This window comes from Bradyrhizobium lupini (genome assembly GCF_040939785.1).
GTDB classification, from domain to species: Bacteria; Pseudomonadota; Alphaproteobacteria; order Rhizobiales; family Xanthobacteraceae; genus Bradyrhizobium; species Bradyrhizobium canariense_D.
Map to the genome: position 1 here is coordinate 7,650,684 of NZ_CP162553.1, position 18,589 is coordinate 7,669,272.

Consider the following 18,589-nt stretch of genomic DNA (forward strand, 5'->3'; position numbering starts at 1 on the left):
AAGTCGCGCATGATCAACGACACGTATGAGGAAACGAGATGAGGGTGACGATTGGACGGCGCACGGTCCTGGCCGCGGTGCTGATTGCCGCGGGCGCGGTGGCTTTGACGGCGGCGTTTGGCCCGGTTTCGACATCGGCCTGGGCCCACGGGCCGACCCGTCAGAAGGTGCGCGAATCCATCGAGATCAACGCCGCCCCGGCCAAGGTGTGGGCCGCAATGGGCAATTTCCAGGACATGAGCTGGCTGCCACCTGTCACCAAGACCGAGGGCGAGAAGGGCAACGAGATCGGCGCGACGCGGAAGCTGACGCTGACGGGAGGCGCGACCGTCGACGAGGAGCTCTACAAGTTTGACGCCGCCGCGATGAGCTATTCCTACCGGATCACCAATGTGGACGTGAAGGTGCTGCCGGTCACCAATTATTCCTCGACATTGACGGTGACGCCGAGCGCTGACGGCAAGGGCTCGACGCTGGAATGGGCCGGCGCGTTCTATCGTGGCTTTCCCAACAACGAGCCGCCGCCGGAGCTGGAGTGACGAGGCCGCGGTCAAGGCGGTGAAGGGGCTGTACCAGGCGGGCCTCGAGGCACTCAAGAAGAAGATCGAGAGCGGAAGCTGACGGTGCGGGCGCTGGTCCTGGCGGCGCTCGCCGCCAGCTTTTGCCTGGCCGGCATCGCGCATGTGTTCGCCGAAGAGGCATTCGTCACCAACCAGCTCAGCGACGATCTGATGGTCGTGGACCTCGCCACGGCGCGCAGCGTCGCGACCATCCCGATCGGCGGCAAGCCGGCCGGCGTCGCCGTCAGCGCGGACGGACGTTTTGCCTATGTCACGAGCCCGGATGCCAAAGCCGTGACGGTGGTGGACGCAGCAACGCGGCAGGTTGCGGCGCGGATCGAGGTCGGCGGCGGGCCGCTCGGCATTGCCGTCGCGCCGGATGGCCGCACCGTCTATGTCGCGGACTGGTATGCGGCGGCGGTGCGGGTGATCGACGCGGCCTCGCGCAGCGTCACGGCCAGCATTGCGGTCGGCGCCTCGCCATCGGGGCTCGCGGTAACGCCGGATGGCAAGCTGCTGCTCTCGGCCGACCGCGACGACGACAGTGTGTCGGTGGTCGACACCGCGACGCGCCAGCGCACGACGACCATCAAGGTCGGCACCCGTCCGTTCGGCGTCACCATCGATGCCGAGGGCAAGCGCGCCTACACCGCCAATGTCGGCTCCAACGACGTCTCCGTGATCGACATCGCCACTGGGGCTGAGACCGGCCGCGTGCAGGTCGGGATGCGCCCTTATGCGGTGGCGCTGGCGCAGGGCCGCGGCTTCGTCACCGATCAGTATGGCGGCACTGTCAGCGTGTTCGATCTGGTGACCTTGAAGCCGCTCAAGCGCATCAATGTCGGCGATTATCCCGAAGGCATTGCCGCGACTGCCGACGGCAAGCGCATTATCGTCGCCTGCTGGGAAAGCAACACGCTCGATATCATCGATGCGGTCGAGCTGAAGCTGATCGGCGAGGTCAAGACCGGCGACGGCCCGCGCGCGTTTGGGGCATTCTTGCGCAGGACGGAGTAGGGGCGTGTAGCCCGCGTGAGCGGAGCGACATGCGGGACGGGGCTCTCCTCATCCACCGGCGTTCCCGGATATCGCTTCGCTCATCCGGGCTACGGCACCGGGGCACAGCGTCCATACAATCTCATCCATCTGATCAAACATGTGATCCGGCGCCATCGCCCGCAGCGCCGCCGGCGCCGCATAACCCCAGCCCACCGCTCCGCAGGCAATTCCCACTGTCCGCGCCGCCTCGATGTCGCGCACTTCGTCGCCGATCGAGATGACCTTGCCCGGCTCCACGCCGGCGCGGCGGATGACCCGTCGGAACTTCGCGGGCTTGCCGAAAAGCGAGGCCGCGCAATCGAAATGGGCGAACAGCGTCGCGCAATCGCCGAGCTTCTCGCGCGCATTGGCTTCGCTGTCCGACGTCACCATCGCGAGCTGCACGCCACCCTCCGCCAGCGTCCGCAGCATTGTCTCGACCCCCGCAAACAGCGAAATCTCCGCTGCAGCCTCCGCCTTCAGTCGCCGCGCATGCCGCGCGATCGCCGGCAGCTTCCACAGCGGCACCTCGAGCCGGCTCAGAATCTCCCGCGAAGAAGCATGCCGCAGCCCCTCGATATCCTCGTCCGCGACGCGGCGGAAGCCGAAGCGATCGGCGACGTCGTTGATGGTGCGCAGGAACCACGGAAAGCTGTCGGTCAGCGTGCCGTCGAGATCAAAGATGGCGAGGGAGTAGGGCATGGAGACGAAGCTACACCGCTAGGCTTTCCACACGGTTTCCTCGGTCCATCCGAGTTGGTCGAATTCGGTGGCCCTGAGCGGCGCCTCTCCCTCGGCGAAGAACTCGTCAAGCTGAGGCGGCGCGACGCTCGTTTCGGACAGCATGGCGTGCGCTTGTCCGCGGTGATGAATTTGATGCTGGAGCAGATGCATGAGCAGTCGGTCGCGGCGTTCGGCCTGGACCCGCGTGTCGCGGTTGATCCGCACAATGCCGTTGAGAATCTCGGGCGTCAGTGCATCGCACATGGCGATCAAGCGCTTGTCGATCGCGGCTTGCGCAGGCTTCAGCGCAGCAAGGGAAAGGTGCGGCACGTCGTTCTTCCAAGCTGCCGGTCCCAACCATCCGCCCTCCAGTGCATCGACATAGAAGAGGTCGATGACATGGATGTGGTTCAGCGTGCGTTGCAGGCTCGGAAAGAAGCCGGTCCGCTCGGCTTCGAAGTCGGCCTGAGACAGCGCCGCGCAAGCGGTGAGCAGCCGGTGGTTTGCCCAAGCATTATTGTGGGCGAACGCACGATAGGTTTGCACAAGTCCGGCAGGCAAACTCAGTCTCCCTCAGACAATGTGTCGGCCGCTCCCGCGGCGTAACCTACTCGGCCGCCTCGCTCGCCGCGCGTCTCCGCTTCGGCTTCCGAGCCTTCGCCAGCACCGGCGCCAGGAACTTCCCCGTATAGCTCCGCGGCGCTTTTGCGATGTCCTCTGGCGGGCCCCAGGCGACGATCTCGCCGCCGCCATCGCCGCCTTCGGGGCCGAGGTCGATGACCCAGTCGGCGGTCTTGATCACTTCGAGATTGTGCTCGATGACGACGACCGTGTTGCCCTGCGCGACCAGCTCGTGCAGCACCTCCAACAGCTTCTTGACGTCGTGGAAATGCAACCCGGTGGTCGGCTCGTCCAGGATGTAGAGCGTGCGGCCGGTGGCGCGCTTTGACAGCTCTTTTGCGAGCTTGACGCGCTGGGCTTCGCCGCCCGAGAGCGTCGTGGCCTGCTGGCCGACATGGATGTAGTCGAGGCCGACGCGATGCAGCGTCTGGAACGTCTCGCGTACACGTGGGACCGCCTTGAAGAACTCGGCCGCTTCCTCGACGGTCATGTCGAGCACGTCGGCGATGCTCTTGCCCTTGAATAGGACCTCCAGCGTCTCGCGGTTGTAGCGCTTGCCCTTGCAGACGTCGCAGGTGACGTAGACGTCGGGCAAGAAGTGCATCTCGATCTTGATGACGCCGTCGCCCTGGCAGGCCTCGCAGCGGCCGCCCTTGACGTTGAAGGAGAACCGGCCGGGCTCGTAGCCGCGCGCTTTCGACTCGGGCAGGCCGGCGAACCATTCGCGGATCGGCGTGAAGGCACCGGTATAGGTCGCGGGGTTGGAGCGCGGCGTGCGACCGATCGGCGACTGGTCGATGTCGATGATCTTGTCGATGTGCTCGAGGCCCTCGATGCGGTCGTGCGGCGCGGCGCCTTCGCTGGCATTGTTCAGCTTGCGGGCGATCGCCTTGTAGAGCGTGTCGATCAGCAGCGTCGACTTGCCGCCGCCGGAGACGCCGGTGACGCAGGTGAACAGGCCGAGCGGAATTTCGGCCGTAACGTTCTTGAGGTTATTGCCGCGCGCGTTGACCACCTTGATGGTGCGGCGATGGTTCGGCGGGCGCCGCTCGGGCACCTCGACCTCGAGCTCGCCGGTGAGATATTTGCCCGTCAGCGAGTTGGGGTTGCGCATGATCTCGGCGGGCGTGCCTTCGGCGATGATGTTGCCGCCATGCATGCCGGCGCCGGGGCCGATGTCGAGCACGTGGTCGGCGAGCAGGATCGCGTCCTCGTCGTGCTCGACCACGATCACGGTGTTGCCGAGGTCACGAAGTCTCTTGAGCGTGTCGAGCAGGCGCGCGTTGTCGCGCTGGTGCAAGCCGATCGAGGGCTCGTCGAGCACGTAGAGCACGCCTGTCAGGCCCGAGCCGATCTGCGAAGCCAGCCGGATGCGCTGGCTCTCGCCGCCGGACAGCGTGCCGGAGGAGCGGGAGAGTGTGAGGTAGTTGAGGCCGACATCGAGCAGGAAGGTAAGGCGCTCGCGGATCTCCTTGAGGATGCGGCCGGCGATCTCGTTCTGCTGAGTGTTCAGCGCCTCCGGCACGGTCTCGAACCACGCGCCGGCGCCCTTCACCGACATCTCGGAGATGTCGCCGATATGCTTGCCGCCGATCTTGACGCAGAGCGCCTCGGGCTTGAGCCGAAAACCGTGGCACGCCTCGCAGGGTACGTCGTGGAAATACTTCGCCAGCTCCTCGCGCGCCCACTCGCTCTCGGTCTCGCGATAGCGGCGGTTGATGTTGGTGATGACGCCCTCGAACGGCTTCTTGGTGTCGTAGGAGCGGACGCCGTCCTCGTAGGAGAACTTGATCTCGTCCTCGCCGGAGCCATGGAGGATCGCGTTCTGCGTCTTCTTGGGCAGATCCTTCCATTTGGTGGTCAGCGTGAACTTGTAGTGCTTGCCGAGCGCAGTCAGCGTCTGAATGTAATAGGGCGACGAAGACTTGGCCCAGGGCGCGATCGCGCCCTTGCCAATGGCGAGCTCCTTGTCGGGAATGACGAGGTCTTCGTCGACATGCTGCTCGACGCCGAGGCCGCCGCACGCGGGACAGGCGCCATAGGGGTTGTTGAACGAGAACAGCCGGGGCTCGATCTCGGGGATGGTGAAGCCGGACACCGGGCAGGCGAACTTTTCCGAGAACAGCATGCGCTCGGGTCCGCTCTTGTCGTGGATCTTTGCGGTCTTCTTCTTCTCTTCCGCGGGTGCTGCCGCAGCCGGCGCATCCGCGAATTCGATGACGGCGAGGCCCTCGGCAAGTTTCAGCGCGGTCTCGAAACTTTCGGCGAGGCGCTGGCCGATGTCGGGGCGCACCACGATGCGATCGACGACGACGTCGATGTCGTGCGGGAATTTCTTGTCGAGAACAGGGGCTTCGGCGAGCTCGTGGAAGGCGCCGTCGATCTTGACGCGCTGAAAGCCCTTCTTGAGCCATTCGGCAAGCTCTTTGCGGTACTCGCCCTTGCGGCCGCGCACGACCGGCGCGAGCAGATAGAGGCGCGAGCCCTCGGGCAGCGCCAGCACGCGATCGACCATCTGCGAGACGATCTGGCTCTCGATCGGCAGGCCGGTGGCGGGCGAATAGGGCACGCCGACGCGCGCCCACAGCAGGCGCATGTAGTCGTAGATTTCGGTCACCGTGCCGACGGTGGAGCGCGGGTTCTTCGACGTCGTCTTCTGCTCGATCGAGATCGCCGGCGACAGGCCGTCGATCTGGTCGACGTCGGGCTTCTGCATCATCTCCAGGAACTGGCGGGCGTAGGCAGACAGCGATTCGACGTAGCGGCGCTGGCCTTCGGCGTAGATGGTGTCGAACGCGAGCGAGGATTTGCCGGAGCCCGACAGCCCCGTGAACACCACCAGCTTGTCGCGGGGAATCTCGACATCGACGTTCTTGAGATTGTGCTCGCGCGCGCCACGGATGGTAATTGCGCGCAGGTTTGATCCCACGTTCTGCTGTTGGCGCTTCGCCTTGATCACTTCATCCATCCGGGTTGCCCTCAAGGAATCCCAAAGGCGCGCGATCGCGCCAACAAAAAAGGCGCGCTTCGCCCGGAACCGGGATCGGCGCCGATGGGGTTGTCAGCGAACGTAGGAAGAACGGAGACGGATTTCCAGTGGGACTTGCGAATCGTCAACGGATTGTTGGCGCACTGGCGGCATCTGGCAGGAGCAGGGTGGAACTGCGCGGCAACGTGCCCGACAAAACAAAAAGGCCGGCACAAGGCCGGCCTTTCGTAACGCGGATGGCGTTGGGGCTAAGTACTGAACTCAGTACTTGGCGACCACCGGGCCCCCGAAGTGATAGTTCACGCCGACCTGCACGGTGTGAAACTCGAGCGTGCCGGAGGGCAGGGCGCCCGAGAAGTAGGTCTCGCCGCCGAGGCTGCGAAAGAGGTACTCGCCCTTGACCGACCACTGCGGAGCGAAGAACGCTTCGACGCCCGCACCGACGGTCCAGCCGGAGTGCCACTTGCTGTCGGAAACGGTCACGCCGAGCGCGCTGACGCTGAGCTTGTTGTCGATCCAGGCGTAACCACCGGTGCCGTAAAACAGGACGTTGTTGACGGCGTAGCCGATGCGGCCGCGCACGGTTCCCATCGCATCGGTTTTGGAGCTGAGGGTGGTGCTGACGAGGCCGAAGCCGGGGACGGCAACGGGGCCGGTGACCGACGCGCTGACATCAGCCCAGGAACCATCGGCCTCGACGCCGAGCACGACATTGCCGGTCTGCCAGTTGTAGCCGGCAGTACCGCCGACGAAGCCGCCCTTCATCTTCGGGTCGGTCGAGGAATTTTCCCAAGCGCCGCCACCGACGATACCGAGGTAGAAGCCGGTCCAGTTGTAGACCGAAGCCATGGCCACCGGGGCCTTGGTGTAGGGGCGCGCCGCGAGATCAGCGGCCGAAGCCGGGGCGGCGAGAGCGAACAAACAGGCCGAAGCCAACAAAACCTTTTTCATTTTCAACTAATCCCAGTCCCAGTTTCTGATTGTGCCTTCCACGATAGGGAGGGCATCGGACTCACTTGCCCAACTGATGCCGTACTTACACCAGTGAAGCCGCAAGTTGTGTCACTCAAAAGCAACAACGGTCGGAAAACGGAACGGTTATTGACCGATTAATATTGGAGAACTGCACAGCAAAAGGCCGGCGCAAGGCCGGCCTTCGAAGTGCGATATGTCCAGCGCGATCAGTACCTTGCGATGGCCGGACCGCCCCAGCGATAGTTCAAGCGCACCAGGCCCATGTCTACGTCCTGGCGAATCCGGTCGCTGCCGAATACCGCACCCGCGGGCGTTGTGAAGCCGATCGTGCGATCGCCAAGGAAGATGTGGTCGTACTCAAAGCCCAGCGACCAGTTCGGGGCGAAGCCGAATTCCAGACCGGCCCCGACCGTGCCACCCCAGCGAGTCTCCCGGGCCGAAGCCAGCAGCGCGCCCGCGCCGGGCGTACCCGCAGCAGCGTAGATGTCGTACTTGTCACCGACGACGGCGGCGCCGCCCTTCACGTAAAGCAGCACGTTGTTCCAGGCGTAACCGACCTGACCGGTGATGAGACCGAAAGCGTCGATGCGGGAACGGTTGCGATCACCCGTCACCAAAGCGGTACCAGGGAAGAGGGTGCTCACGTTGTCGCCCCGGAAGTCAGCCCAGTTGCCCTGGCCTTCCAGACCGAACACCCAATTGGCGGACTGCCAGCGATAGCCGATCTGGCCGCCGACGGTGCCCCCTGTTGCATTGTGACAGCCTTCGCCGACGAGAACGCCGGTCGCGGGCGTGACGAAGTCCCAGCACTTGTGGCTGGAGCCACCGCCGCCGTTGATGCCGATGTAGAAGCCGCTCCAGTCGTAGATGGCGGCAACCGCCGGCGGCGGGGCTTTGGTGTAGGGACGCGCGGCCATGTCCGCCGCGCTTGCGGGAGCCGACAAGCCCATCGCCACTGCACCGATTGCACAAATAAGAAGCTTATTCATTGCCAGTCTCCCCAGGTTTCGTCCGCTTCTTATTTCCCCGAAGCGGCTGATCAGGCGCGAGGGCCCATATGAACTAAGTCCGAGGCAACCGTAGCTCTACGGAGCGGCAGAGTCCGTCTCCCAAATGCAACAAGACCGGGGCAGTGCGAGTACCCATAACTTGCTGAATGTTAAGTTCTTTCTTCCATTTTTGGGAACCTACAAAGGTTCCAATCGACGTGTGCCTTTCCGCAACACATGTGGCCGATCGATCCCACGCCTTCAGATCTGTCTTCGCCAAGAACAAATCTGGAACGAACCGGAGGTCGATGCTATATGTGGGGATAACCGGAGGGGTGACGGCCTGATCGTCGTCCGCAAGTGTTCGGCGAGCGTATAGGGTCGCCTCAACAGGCACGGCGGAACGCGGGAGCGGACCGGCCTTCTTGAATTCAGTGGCATTCGGAGCGGAGAGCGGAGATGGCGGGAAGCGTCAACAAGGTCATTCTGGTTGGAAATCTCGGCAAGGATCCTGAAATCCGCCGCACCCAGGACGGGCGGCCGATCGCCAATCTGAGCGTCGCGACCTCGGAGACGTGGCGCGACAAGGCGACTGGCGAGCGCAAGGAAAAGACCGAGTGGCACCGCGTCGTGATCTTCAATGAAGGGCTCTGCAAGGTCGCCGAACAGTATCTGAAGAAGGGCGCCAAGATTTACGTCGAGGGTGCGCTCCAGACCCGCAAATGGACCGACCAGAGCGGTGTCGAAAAGTACTCGACCGAAGTCGTGCTCCAGGGGTTCAACTCGACGTTGACGATGCTGGACGGTCGTAGCGGCGGTGGCGGAGGCGGCAGCTTCGGCGACGAGCCGGGCGGCGATTTCGGCTCCTCCGGTCCGGTCAGCAGCGCGCCGCGGCGCCCTGTTGCCGCCGGCGGCGGTGGCCGCAACAGCGACATGGACGACGATATCCCGTTCTGAGCGATTCCGCTCCAAGAACGCGGCGCCTGATGCGGACGCCCGGCCGGATGGGCGGCGCTTCTCATCTCATGTCAGAACATCCCACTAATCGACAGGACGGGCTCGGCATTTCCGGGCCCGCTTCATGTTTGGGGTGAGCTCGGATTGCGGCTTGGCAAACGCGCCGACGCGGCAAGCTCACCGCGCGGCTTTCCACGCGTGAGCGGCGATTTTGCAAGGCCGATGCGAGTGCTGTCCGAGACACCGCTCGCAAGGGCTTAAGTTGTTGGAAAAATAGGCGGAACAAGCGCTTCCCAGAACGCCGCGAGGGTGGTTATCAGAGGCTCGATGCGCTATATGATTCCCAGATAAAACCTCACCGGATTTCCCCTTGGCTGACGACGACGACAAGCCCGGCGACCAGCCGGCGCAACCCTCGGATATTCGCCCCGTCTCCATCTTCGAGGAGATGAAGAAGTCCTATCTCGACTACGCCATGAGCGTGATCGTGGCGCGGGCGCTGCCTGACGCCCGCGATGGCCTGAAGCCGGTGCATCGCCGCATCCTGTACTCGATGAACGAGCAGGGGCACACGCCGGACAAGAAGTACGTCAAGTCCGCCCGCGTGGTCGGTGACGTCATCGGTAAATATCATCCGCATGGCGACCAGTCGATCTACGACGCCATGGTCCGGATGGCGCAGGACTTCTCCATGCGCGTGCCGCTGATCGACGGCCAGGGCAATTTCGGCTCGGTCGACGGCGATCCCCCGGCTGCCTATCGTTATACCGAAGCCCGATTGACGAAGGCGGCGCTGGCTCTGCTGGCCGACATCGACAAGGACACGGTCGACTTCCAGCCGAACTACGACAACAACGAGACCGAACCGTCGGTCTTGCCAGCCAAGTTCCCGAACCTTCTCGTCAACGGCGCCGGCGGCATCGCGGTCGGCATGGCGACCAACATCCCGCCGCACAATCTCGGCGAGGTCATCGACGCCTGCGTCGCGCTGATCGACAACCCCGCGCTCACCATCGACGAGCTCATCAACATCGTGCCGGGACCCGACTTCCCGACCGGCGGCGTCATCCTCGGACGGCAGGGCATCCGCGCCGCCTATCACCTCGGCCGCGGCTCGGTCATGATGCGCGGCAAGGTCGCGATCGAGACCATCCGCAAGGAGCGCGAGGCGATCATCATCACCGAGATTCCCTACCAGGTGAACAAGGCGACGATGGTCGAGCGCATCGCCGAGTTGGTCAAGGAAAAGAAGATCGAGGGCATCGGCGACCTGCGCGATGAATCCGATCGCGACGGCTACCGCGTCGTCATCGAATTGAAGCGCGACGCCGTGCCGGATGTGGTGCTCAATCAGCTCTACAGGTTCACGCCGCTGCAGACGAGCTTCGGCGTCAACATGGTGGCGCTCGACAGCGGCCGTCCACGGGTCATGCACCTGAAGGACCTGCTGGCGATCTTCGTCGACTTCCGCGAGCGGGTCGTCACGCGGCGCACCAAGTTCCTGCTCGCCAAGGCCCGAGATCGCGCCCATGTTTTGGTCGGTCTCGCCATCGCAGTCGCCAATATCGACGAGATGATCCGCGTCATCCGGACCTCGCCCGACCCGACCACCGCCCGCGACACCCTGATGTCGCGCGACTGGCCGGCCCGGGACGTCGAGGACATGCTGACGCTGATCGACGATCCGCGCCACCGCATCAGCGAGAACGGCACGATCCGGCTGTCGATGGAGCAGGCGAGGGCCATTCTCGATCTGCGCCTGCAACGCCTCACCGCACTCGGCCGCGACGAAATCCGCGAGGAGCTCGACAAGCTCGCCGGCGAGATCGCCGACTATCTCGACATCCTGCGCTCGCGCGACCGCGTGCTGGGCATCATCAAGTCCGAGCTCGCCGAAGTGAAGGCCGAGTTCGCAACCCCGCGCCGCACCGTCATCATCGAGCAGGAAGGTGAGGTCGAGGACGAGGACCTGATCCAGCGCGAGGACATGGTCGTCACCGTCTCGCACGCCGGCTACGTCAAGCGCGTGCCGCTGTCGGCCTACCGGGCCCAGCGCCGCGGCGGCAAGGGCCGCGCCGGCATGCAGACCCGCGATGAGGATTTTGTCAGCCGGCTGTTCGTGGCGTCCACGCATACTCCGATGCTGTTCTTCTCCTCGCGCGGACAGGTCTACAAGATCAAAGTCTGGCGCCTGCCGATGGCCGCGCCGAATGCGCGCGGCAAGGCGCTGATCAACATCCTGCCGCTGGAGCAGGGCGAGCGCATCACCACCATCATGCCGCTGCCGGAGGACGAGTCCACCTGGGGCAATCTCGACGTGATGTTCGCCACGACAGGCGGCAACGTCCGGCGCAACAAGCTGTCCGACTTCGTCGATGTCCGCCGCTCCGGCATCATCGCGATGAAGCTCGACGACAACGAAGCGATCGTCGACGTGCAGATCTGCACCGAGCACGACGACGTGCTTTTGACCGGCGCCGGCGGCCAGTGCATCCGCTTCCCCGTGACCGACGTGCGCGTGTTCACCGGCCGCACCTCGATGGGCGTGCGCGGCATTGCGCTTGCCGAGGGCGACAAGGTGATCTCGCTGGCGATCCTGCGCCACGTCGAGACGACGTCCGACGAGCGCTCGGCGTACCTGAAGATGCGTCGTGCGGTCGCCGGCGAAGCTGCGGCCGAGGAGCCGGCGGCGGACGCCGAGGCCGAGGAGACCTCCGGCAGCTTCCAACTCGCCCAGGAGCGTTACGTCGAGATGTCAGCGCAGGAGCAGGTCGTGCTGACCGTGTCCGTCAACGGTTACGGCAAGCGGACGTCGTCCTACGAGTACCGCACCACGGGCCGCGGCGGCAAAGGCATCGTCGCCATGAGCGTCAACAACCGCAACGGCAACCTCGTAGCGTCGTTCCCCGTGGAGGATGCTGATCAAATCATGCTGGTTACCGACAAGGGCCAGCTGATCCGCTGCCCGGTCGAAGGCATCCGCGTCGCCGGCCGCTCGACCCAGGGCGTGATCGTGTTCGACACCGCGGAGGACGAACACGTCGTCTCGGTCGAGCACATCACGGAAGAGGCCGAGAGCGGAAACGGGGCGAATGGGGAGTCGAACGGGGAGTGATGCGTCACCCCCTAGCCCGGATGGAGCGCAAGCGAAATCCGGGTTCTTCATTCGGACGGCTGTCCCGGATTGAGTTGTGCTCGATCCGGATACTTCACTGACCAGCTAAATCTCCAGCTCCGTGCCGAATTCCACCACCTGCTTGGTCGGTACGCCGAAGAACGCGGCGGAGCGTTCGGCGTTGCGTTGCAGGAAGGCGAACACGGTTTCGCGCCAGACCCACATGCCCGGCACGTCCTCGCGCGGGATGATGGTCTCGCGGCCGACGTAATAGGTGATGTCGGAGAGATCGATGCCGGGCAGCTTGCCGTGGCGGCAGGCGAAGGTCAGCCCTTCGTAAATCGTCGGGTTCTGCATGAAGCCGTAATGCAGAACGACGCGGGTAATGCCGGGAATGATCTCGATCACCTCGATGCGGTCTTCGTCGGCGATGTGAGGAAGCTCCTCGATCAGCACGGTGACCAGGACGATGCGCTCGTGCAGCACGTGGTTGTGCTTGACGAACTGGGTCAGTGCCAGCGGCACGCCGCGCGGCGCCGAGGCCAGGAACACGGCGGTGCCGGGGAGTCTGGCGCTGCACTGGTTGACCGCGGTCTCGATCAGATCCTCCTCGGGCTGGCGCAGCTTCGCGCGTGCGGCTTCGACGAGCTTCACGCCGCTGCGCCAGGTCAGCATCAGGAAGGCGACGAAGCCCGCCAGCATCAGCGGAAACCAGCCGCCCTCGAACAGCTTGATCGAATTGGCCGAGAAGAAGATCAAATCGATCACGAAGAAGAAGCCGTTCACGGCAACCACGAGCCACGGTGAATAGCCCCACTGGATCGCGACCAGGGCGGCGAGCAGCGTGGTGATCGCCATCAATAGCGACACCGCGATGCCGTAGGCGCCGGCCAGCGCCTCCGAGCTGCCGAAACTCAGCACGGCGCCGAGCGTTGCGGCGGCGAGCAGCCAGTTCACCAACGGCACGTAGATCTGACCGATCGCGTCGCTCGTGGTGTGACGGATCTGCATGCGCGGCAGGAAGCCGAGCTGGATCGACTGCTGCGTCAACGAGAACACGCCGGAGATGATGGCTTGCGAGGCGATCACGGTCGCGACCGCCGAGAACGCGACCAGCGGATAATGCAGGGCGTCAGGGCAGAGCTGGAAGAACGGATTTTCGATCATGGTGGGATCGGTGATCAGCAGCGCGGCCTGGCCGAAATAGTTCAGCACGAGCGCAGGCAGGCAGATCGCGAACCAGGCCAGCCGGATCGGCAGGCGGCCGAAATGCCCCATGTCGGCGTACATGGCTTCGCCGCCGGTCACCGCGAGGAAGGCGGCCCCCAGGATCGCGAAGGAGACATGAAAATCCTGATGGATCAGGAAGTCGAACGCATAGAGCGGGCTGAGCGCCGCCAGCACCGCCGGCGCCTTGACGATGCCGTGGATGCCGAGCGCTGCCAGCACGAAGAACCAGGCCAGCATCACCGGTCCGAAGATGCGGCCGATGAAGCCGGTGCCCTGCTTCTGCATCATGAACAGTCCGATCAGGATGACGACGGTCACGGGCACAACCGCCGGCGCGAGCGAGGGTGCGTCGACCTTCAGACCTTCGATGGCTGAGAGCACGGAGATGGCCGGCGTGATCGCGCCGTCCCCGTACAGTAGCGCGGCGCCGACGAGGCCGACGACCAGCAAATGCGCGCGCCAGGTACCGGGTTGAGCGTTGCGGGCATGCAGCAAGGCCAGCAGCGCGACGATGCCGCCTTCGCCGCGGTTATCCGCACGCAGAATCAACAGCGCATATTTCAGTGAGATGATCAGCAACAGCGCCCAGAGGATCAGCGAGGCGACGCCCAGAACGGCATCGTTCGTCAAAGTGCCGCCATGGGCGGCGGCCTTGGCGGCTTCCTTCAGGGCGTAGAGGGGGCTGGTGCCGATATCGCCATAGACCACCCCGAGGGCGCCCATGGTCATGGCAATCGGCAGTGGATCAGGTTGATGGCCGGAGGCGACTGCAGGCGTACTGGACAATGGCGACCCCCCGATGGGATCGCGCCCGACGGGTCATTCCGACGGGCGCGAGCATCAGGCAGTGTGCGACGGGACGTCGCAAATATCCATGGGGTATATCTTTGGGGTTTATCTTGAGAGTTAGCTGACGCGAAACTGACAGACCCCCACTACGGAGTACGGTTGGCAGTCACAAGGCGAGCCTCGCGGATGTTGGCTTTGGTGCCGGCCTGGCGGAGGCAGGACGCTTCGAAATTCGGCCAGGCCTGCTGCGAGCAGTCCTTGCCGACGGTGCGGATATCGAGCCGGTCGCTCTTGGCAAGCGGCTGCGGCACGCTCGCCTCGACGGTGGGGGCGAAGCCGGGCAGGAGCGTGAGGGTGGCAGCAACACACGCAGAAATGGCGATCGCCGAAAGAGCCTTGATCATGACAGTCCCCTGTGATGCGGCCGCTACGCCCAGTGTGCGGCCCGTCGTTCGTTGGCTGGATTAGTAACCATGGCCAGTTTCCGGACGTCTTCGCGAACGCGGGAAATGGTTTCGTTCGCGCTCCGTTTTGTGTCGTGGCCGCCCTTAGGACGAAACAATTCGGCGCATTCCGACACGCTTCTGCGGAAAAACCGCCAGGGAACTTGACCGGCTTGCCGGGCCGGGCAGGGCGCGGTAGGACGTGGCCATGCCGCGCATTGCCTTCTATCCAGGTTCCTTCGACCCCATCACCAACGGCCATCTGGACGTGGTCCGGCACAGCGTGTCGCTGTGCGACAGGCTTGTTGTCGCGATCGGGGTGCACCCCGGCAAGAAGCCTCTGTTCTCGACCGAGGAGCGGCTGAAGATGCTCCATGACGTCTGCGGGCCGGTGGCCGCCCAGGCCGGCTGCTTGCTCGAGGCCGTGACGTTTGACGATCTGTCGGTGACCTCGGCGCGCAAGCACGGTGCCACGATCATGATTCGGGGCCTGCGCGACGGCACCGACCTCGACTTCGAGATGCAGCTCGCCGGCATGAACGAGGCCATGGCGCCCGAGGTGCATACGATCTTCCTGCCGGCCTCTCCCATGGTCCGCCCGATCACCGCCACTTTGGTGCGCCAGATCGCTGCCATGGGCGGGGATGTCTCGGCCTTCGTTCCGCCGCTGGTTGCGGCCCAGCTCAAGGCAAAATTCGCCTGATAACGGCGGGTTTCCTTTCTCATCTCTGATCCGGAGTTGTCATGATCCGAATTCTCGCAGTTCTTGCCGCGGTTCTGTTCGCGGTGCCGGCCTTCGCGCAAGCCTTGCCGGCCGGCCTCGACAAGGCCAACGCCATCGTCATCGACTCCACCAAGGGCCGCATCGTCATCAAGCTCCGGCCGGACCTTGCGCCCCAGCACGCCGAGCGCATCAAGCAGCTCGCGCGCGAGGGTTTTTACAACAACGTGCCGTTCCACCGCGTCATGGATGGCTTCATGGCGCAGACCGGCGACGGTCAGAACTTCAATGGCACCGGCGGCTCGAAATATCCGAACCTGAAGCAGGAATTCTCGAAGGTGCATTTTGCGCGCGGCATCGTCGGCATGGCCCGGCGCGGCGACAGCGTCGACTCCGCAAATTCGCAGTTCTTCATCATGTTTGCCGACGGCGGCAGCCTCGACAACCAGTACACCGTGATCGGCGAGGTCGTGCAGGGCATGGACGTCGTCGACAAGCTGAAGAAGGCGCCTCCCGGATCGAGCGGCGGCACCGTCACCGACCCCGACAAGATGGTGAAGGTGCAGGTCGCTTCCGACATCAAGTAGGAGCGGCGATGGCGCGCTGCGGTGGCAAGCTCCTGCTGGTTGCCGCGGTGCTGCTGCTCGGCGTCCCGGGCGCGGTCGCCGAGGACGCACAGGTCAACACCATCCAGGACATCTTCCGGCATTTGCGCACCTGCTGGAAGCCGCCGCCCGCCGCCAGGGCCCGCCCGATCGACATCACCGTCGTGGTGAGCTTCAACCGGGCTGGAAACATTCTGGGCCATCCGAGGATTACCTATGAATCCGCGGAGGCTTCCGACAATGACCGGCTGCAATACCGGGTCGCGGTGATGGAGGCATTGCAACGCTGCACGCCGATGCCATTTACCGATGCGATGGCCGGCGCCGCTGCGGGGCGTCCGTTCGCGATCCAGTTTCGCAACCGCAAGTCTTCACCTGACAGGACTTCACCCCCAACCCAAGAGAGACGAGCATGAGCGCCACCGAAAACACACTGATCCTCGAGACCACGCAGGGCCCCGTCACCATCGAGATGCGGCCTGATCTGGCGCCCGGCCACGTCGCACGCATCAAGGAACTCGTGCGCGAAGGCTTCTACGACGGCATCGTGTTCCATCGCGTGATCGACGGCTTCATGGCGCAGACCGGCTGCCCCCAGGGCACCGGCACCGGCGGCTCCGGCCAGAAGCTGAAGGCCGAGTTCAACAAGGAGCCGCATGTGCGCGGCACCACCTCGATGGCGCGCGCCGCCAGCCCGGATTCCGGCGATAGCCAGTTCTTCATCTGCTTCGACGATGCCCGCTTCCTCGACAACCAGTACACGGTGTGGGGCAAGGTCACCGAGGGCATGGAGAACGTCGACAAGATCAAGCGTGGCGAGCCCGTGCAGAACCCCGACAAGATCGTCAAGGCGCGGATGGCGGCTGACGCGGCGTAGGCGTTCAACCCTCATGGTGAGGAGGCGCGTGGCGCCGTCTCGAACCATGAAGGCCGAGCTGCAGCAGCGGGGCCTTCATCCGTCGAGACGCGCGTTCCGCACCCCTCAGGATGAGGAGTGACTGTACGGCCCTGAGTCCGAGATGCGCACCGACTTCTTCGATTTCGACCTGCCCGCCGAGCGCATCGCATTGCGCCCGGCGAGCCCGCGCGACTCCGCGAAGATGCTGGTCGTCGATCGCGGCACGCTGCGCGACCGAAATCATCACCGACCTGCCGCAATGGCTGAAGCCGGGCGACCAGCTCGTCGTCAACGACACCAAGGTGATCGCGGCGCAATTAAAAGGCCGTCGCATCGGCCGCGAGACCGAGCCGAAGATCGAGGCAACGCTGATCAAGCGCCTCGACGGCTCGCGCTGGCAGGCGTTGGTGAAGCCTGCCAAGAAACTCATCGCCGGCGACCGCATCCGCTTCGGCAATGAGGGCAAGGTCTGCCTGCTCGGCCATCTCGACGCCGAGGTCGAGGCGAAGGGCGGGGAAGGCGAGGTGACGCTGTCATTTTCGTTTCACGGCCCGACGCTGGATCAAGCCATCGCCGATCTCGGCAGCCCGCCGCTGCCGCCCTACATCGCCTCGAAACGCACGCCTGATGATCAGGATCTCGCCGACTACCAGACCATGTTCGCTGTGAACGAAGGCGCCGTTGCCGCGCCGACAGCAGGCCTGCATTTCACCCCGGCGCTGGAGCAGGCGATGCACGCGCGCGGCGTCGGCATCAATCGCGTCACGCTGCATGTCGGGGCAGGGACCTTCCTGCCGGTGAAGGTGGACGACACCGAAGGCCACAAGATGCATGCCGAGTGGGGTACGCTGTCGTCCGAGACGGCGGAGCGGCTCAACACGGCGCGCAAGAACGGCGGCCGTATCATCGCGGTTGGCACCACGTCGTTGCGCCTGATCGAAAGCGCAGCCAGCGAGGACGGCACCATTGAGCCGTTCGCCGCCGAGACGTCGATCTTCATCACCCCCGGCTATCGCTTCCGCGCCGTTGATATTCTGCTGACCAATTTCCATTTGCCGAAGTCGACACTGTTCATGCTGGTGTCGGCGTTCTCCGGGCTGGAGGCGATGCAGCAAGCCTATGCACACGCGATCGCAACCGGCTATCGGTTCTATTCGTACGGGGATGCCTGTTTGCTGTTTCCGGCGCGGGAGTGACGCCGGCGGCGTTCTCGTGCTATACTGCTCATACGTTTTGCATGGATCGAGTGGCCGATGAACATCCGTTCCGCGAAAGTCGATGAGCTTGCCCAGCGCCTCGCCCGCCTGACGGGGAAGATATCGAGACGGCGCTCGAACGCGCCATCGAGGAGCGCTTGTCTCGCGTGGCATCGCCGGCGGTCGATAGGAGGGCCGCCCTGACGTCGTTCTTCGAGCGAACCGCTGGCTTGCCCGTTCTCGATTCTCGGCCTGCAGACGAAATCCTCGGCTATGACCGTTTCGGGCTGCCGTCCTGATGGTGCTGGATACGTCTGCGATCGTCGCGACCGTCACCAACGAGCCAGATGGGCAGCGCTATCGGAAAGCCATGCTGGATGCTGCCAGCCTGTCGATGTCAGCAGTAGCAATCCTGGAAACCAAGATCGTTCTCTCTGCTCGCTTCGGAGCATCGGCCGTGAAGTTCTTCGACGAATTGCTGGAGACTGCCGGGATTGTCGTAGTGCCGTTCGACGCAGACATGGCGAAAGGCGCGTTCGAGGCATTTCAACGCTTCGGCACGGGCGGGGGACATCCGGCGCAGCTCAACATCGTCGATTGTGCGGTCTACGCTTTGGCGAAAGCGCGTTCGCAACCGCTGCTCTTCAAGGGAGCCGACTTTGCTAAGACAGACATTCTCCCCGCGTTGACCTGACCGCGCTGTTTGCCATTGTAGGGTGGGCAAAGCGAAGCGTGCCGAC

At 64.2% G+C, this 18,589-nt stretch carries 16 protein-coding genes and 2 pseudogenes; 11 read left to right on the top strand and 7 right to left on the bottom strand.

Annotation, left to right across the window (positions count from 1 at the left end; genetic code table 11):
• The first annotated feature begins 38 nt into the window (after nt 1-38).
• Nucleotides 39-621, top strand: a pseudogene (locus AB3L03_RS36835) (SRPBCC family protein).
• Nucleotides 622-623: 2 nt separating this feature from the next.
• Complete coding sequence (locus AB3L03_RS36840; protein ID WP_247370327.1) at nt 624-1,577, top strand: cytochrome D1 domain-containing protein; 954 nt, start codon at nt 624-626, stop codon at nt 1,575-1,577.
• Between the two features lie 48 nt (nt 1,578-1,625).
• Here AB3L03_RS36840 and AB3L03_RS36845 read toward each other — a convergent pair whose 3' ends face one another.
• The 5 genes from AB3L03_RS36845 to AB3L03_RS36865 all read right to left on the bottom strand — a co-directional run bounded on the left by AB3L03_RS36845 (nt 1,626) and on the right by AB3L03_RS36865 (nt 7,895).
• The gene (locus tag AB3L03_RS36845) at nt 1,626-2,300 is read right to left on the bottom strand and encodes an HAD-IA family hydrolase (RefSeq protein ID WP_247370329.1); all 675 of its coding nucleotides are present in this window, start codon (nt 2,298-2,300) and stop codon (nt 1,626-1,628) included.
• An 18-nt stretch (nt 2,301-2,318) separates the two neighbouring features.
• On the bottom strand, nt 2,319-2,882 hold the full coding sequence (locus AB3L03_RS36850; protein ID WP_247391999.1) for a DinB family protein: 564 nt from the start codon (nt 2,880-2,882) through the stop codon (nt 2,319-2,321).
• 46 nt (nt 2,883-2,928) lie between these two features.
• Nucleotides 2,929-5,910: an excinuclease ABC subunit UvrA gene (gene uvrA, locus AB3L03_RS36855; protein ID WP_018457997.1), complete on the bottom strand. Its 2,982-nt coding sequence runs from the start codon at nt 5,908-5,910 to the stop codon at nt 2,929-2,931.
• Nucleotides 5,911-6,192: 282 nt separating this feature from the next.
• Nucleotides 6,193-6,882, bottom strand: coding sequence for an outer membrane protein (locus AB3L03_RS36860; RefSeq protein WP_018457996.1), 690 nt, complete (start codon nt 6,880-6,882; stop codon nt 6,193-6,195).
• Nucleotides 6,883-7,112: 230 nt separating this feature from the next.
• The gene (locus AB3L03_RS36865) at nt 7,113-7,895 is read right to left on the bottom strand and encodes an outer membrane protein (RefSeq protein WP_026233477.1); all 783 of its coding nucleotides are present in this window, start codon (nt 7,893-7,895) and stop codon (nt 7,113-7,115) included.
• 459 nt (nt 7,896-8,354) lie between these two features.
• Between AB3L03_RS36865 and AB3L03_RS36870 the strand changes: the two genes are divergently transcribed.
• Nucleotides 8,355-8,852 (top strand): single-stranded DNA-binding protein, encoded by a 498-nt coding sequence (locus tag AB3L03_RS36870; protein WP_007590726.1) that lies wholly within the window; start codon nt 8,355-8,357, stop codon nt 8,850-8,852.
• 370 nt (nt 8,853-9,222) lie between these two features.
• The gene (gene gyrA / locus AB3L03_RS36875; RefSeq protein ID WP_085353167.1) at nt 9,223-11,967 is read left to right on the top strand and encodes a DNA gyrase subunit A; all 2,745 of its coding nucleotides are present in this window, start codon (nt 9,223-9,225) and stop codon (nt 11,965-11,967) included.
• Nucleotides 11,968-12,072: 105 nt separating this feature from the next.
• Here gyrA and AB3L03_RS36880 read toward each other — a convergent pair whose 3' ends face one another.
• Both AB3L03_RS36880 and AB3L03_RS36885 read right to left on the bottom strand, forming a co-directional pair.
• Nucleotides 12,073-13,926: a potassium transporter Kup gene (locus AB3L03_RS36880; RefSeq protein WP_085353166.1), complete on the bottom strand. Its 1,854-nt coding sequence runs from the start codon at nt 13,924-13,926 to the stop codon at nt 12,073-12,075.
• Between the two features lie 206 nt (nt 13,927-14,132).
• The gene (locus AB3L03_RS36885; protein WP_018457991.1) at nt 14,133-14,390 is read right to left on the bottom strand and encodes a hypothetical protein; all 258 of its coding nucleotides are present in this window, start codon (nt 14,388-14,390) and stop codon (nt 14,133-14,135) included.
• 247 nt (nt 14,391-14,637) lie between these two features.
• Here AB3L03_RS36885 and coaD point away from each other — a divergent pair, with 247 nt between their 5' ends.
• From coaD to AB3L03_RS36920, 7 genes and pseudogenes are all read left to right on the top strand, one after another.
• Entirely contained in the window at nt 14,638-15,132 is a 495-nt protein-coding gene (gene coaD / locus AB3L03_RS36890) for a pantetheine-phosphate adenylyltransferase (RefSeq protein WP_204511274.1), read from the top strand.
• Nucleotides 15,133-15,173: 41 nt separating this feature from the next.
• Nucleotides 15,174-15,737: a peptidylprolyl isomerase gene (locus AB3L03_RS36895; RefSeq protein ID WP_231188456.1), complete on the top strand. Its 564-nt coding sequence runs from the start codon at nt 15,174-15,176 to the stop codon at nt 15,735-15,737.
• 8 nt (nt 15,738-15,745) lie between these two features.
• A complete protein-coding gene (locus tag AB3L03_RS36900; protein WP_018457988.1) occupies nt 15,746-16,171 on the top strand; it encodes a hypothetical protein in 426 nt (141 codons plus the stop codon).
• Nucleotides 16,168-16,632 carry a peptidylprolyl isomerase gene (locus AB3L03_RS36905; RefSeq protein ID WP_018457987.1) on the top strand — a complete coding sequence of 155 codons (465 nt, stop codon included), beginning with the start codon at nt 16,168-16,170 and terminating at the stop codon, nt 16,630-16,632. Before AB3L03_RS36900 ends, AB3L03_RS36905 begins: the two co-directional genes overlap by 4 nt.
• 142 nt (nt 16,633-16,774) lie before the next feature.
• Nucleotides 16,775-17,849: pseudogene (gene queA, locus AB3L03_RS36910) on the top strand (tRNA preQ1(34) S-adenosylmethionine ribosyltransferase-isomerase QueA).
• A gap of 167 nt (nt 17,850-18,016) precedes the next feature.
• A complete protein-coding gene (locus AB3L03_RS36915; protein WP_247453087.1) occupies nt 18,017-18,148 on the top strand; it encodes a hypothetical protein in 132 nt (43 codons plus the stop codon).
• The gene (locus tag AB3L03_RS36920) at nt 18,148-18,543 is read left to right on the top strand and encodes a type II toxin-antitoxin system VapC family toxin (protein ID WP_231188457.1); all 396 of its coding nucleotides are present in this window, start codon (nt 18,148-18,150) and stop codon (nt 18,541-18,543) included. The genes AB3L03_RS36915 and AB3L03_RS36920 overlap by 1 nt, the downstream gene beginning before the upstream one ends.
• Nucleotides 18,544-18,589: the final 46 nt, after the last annotated feature.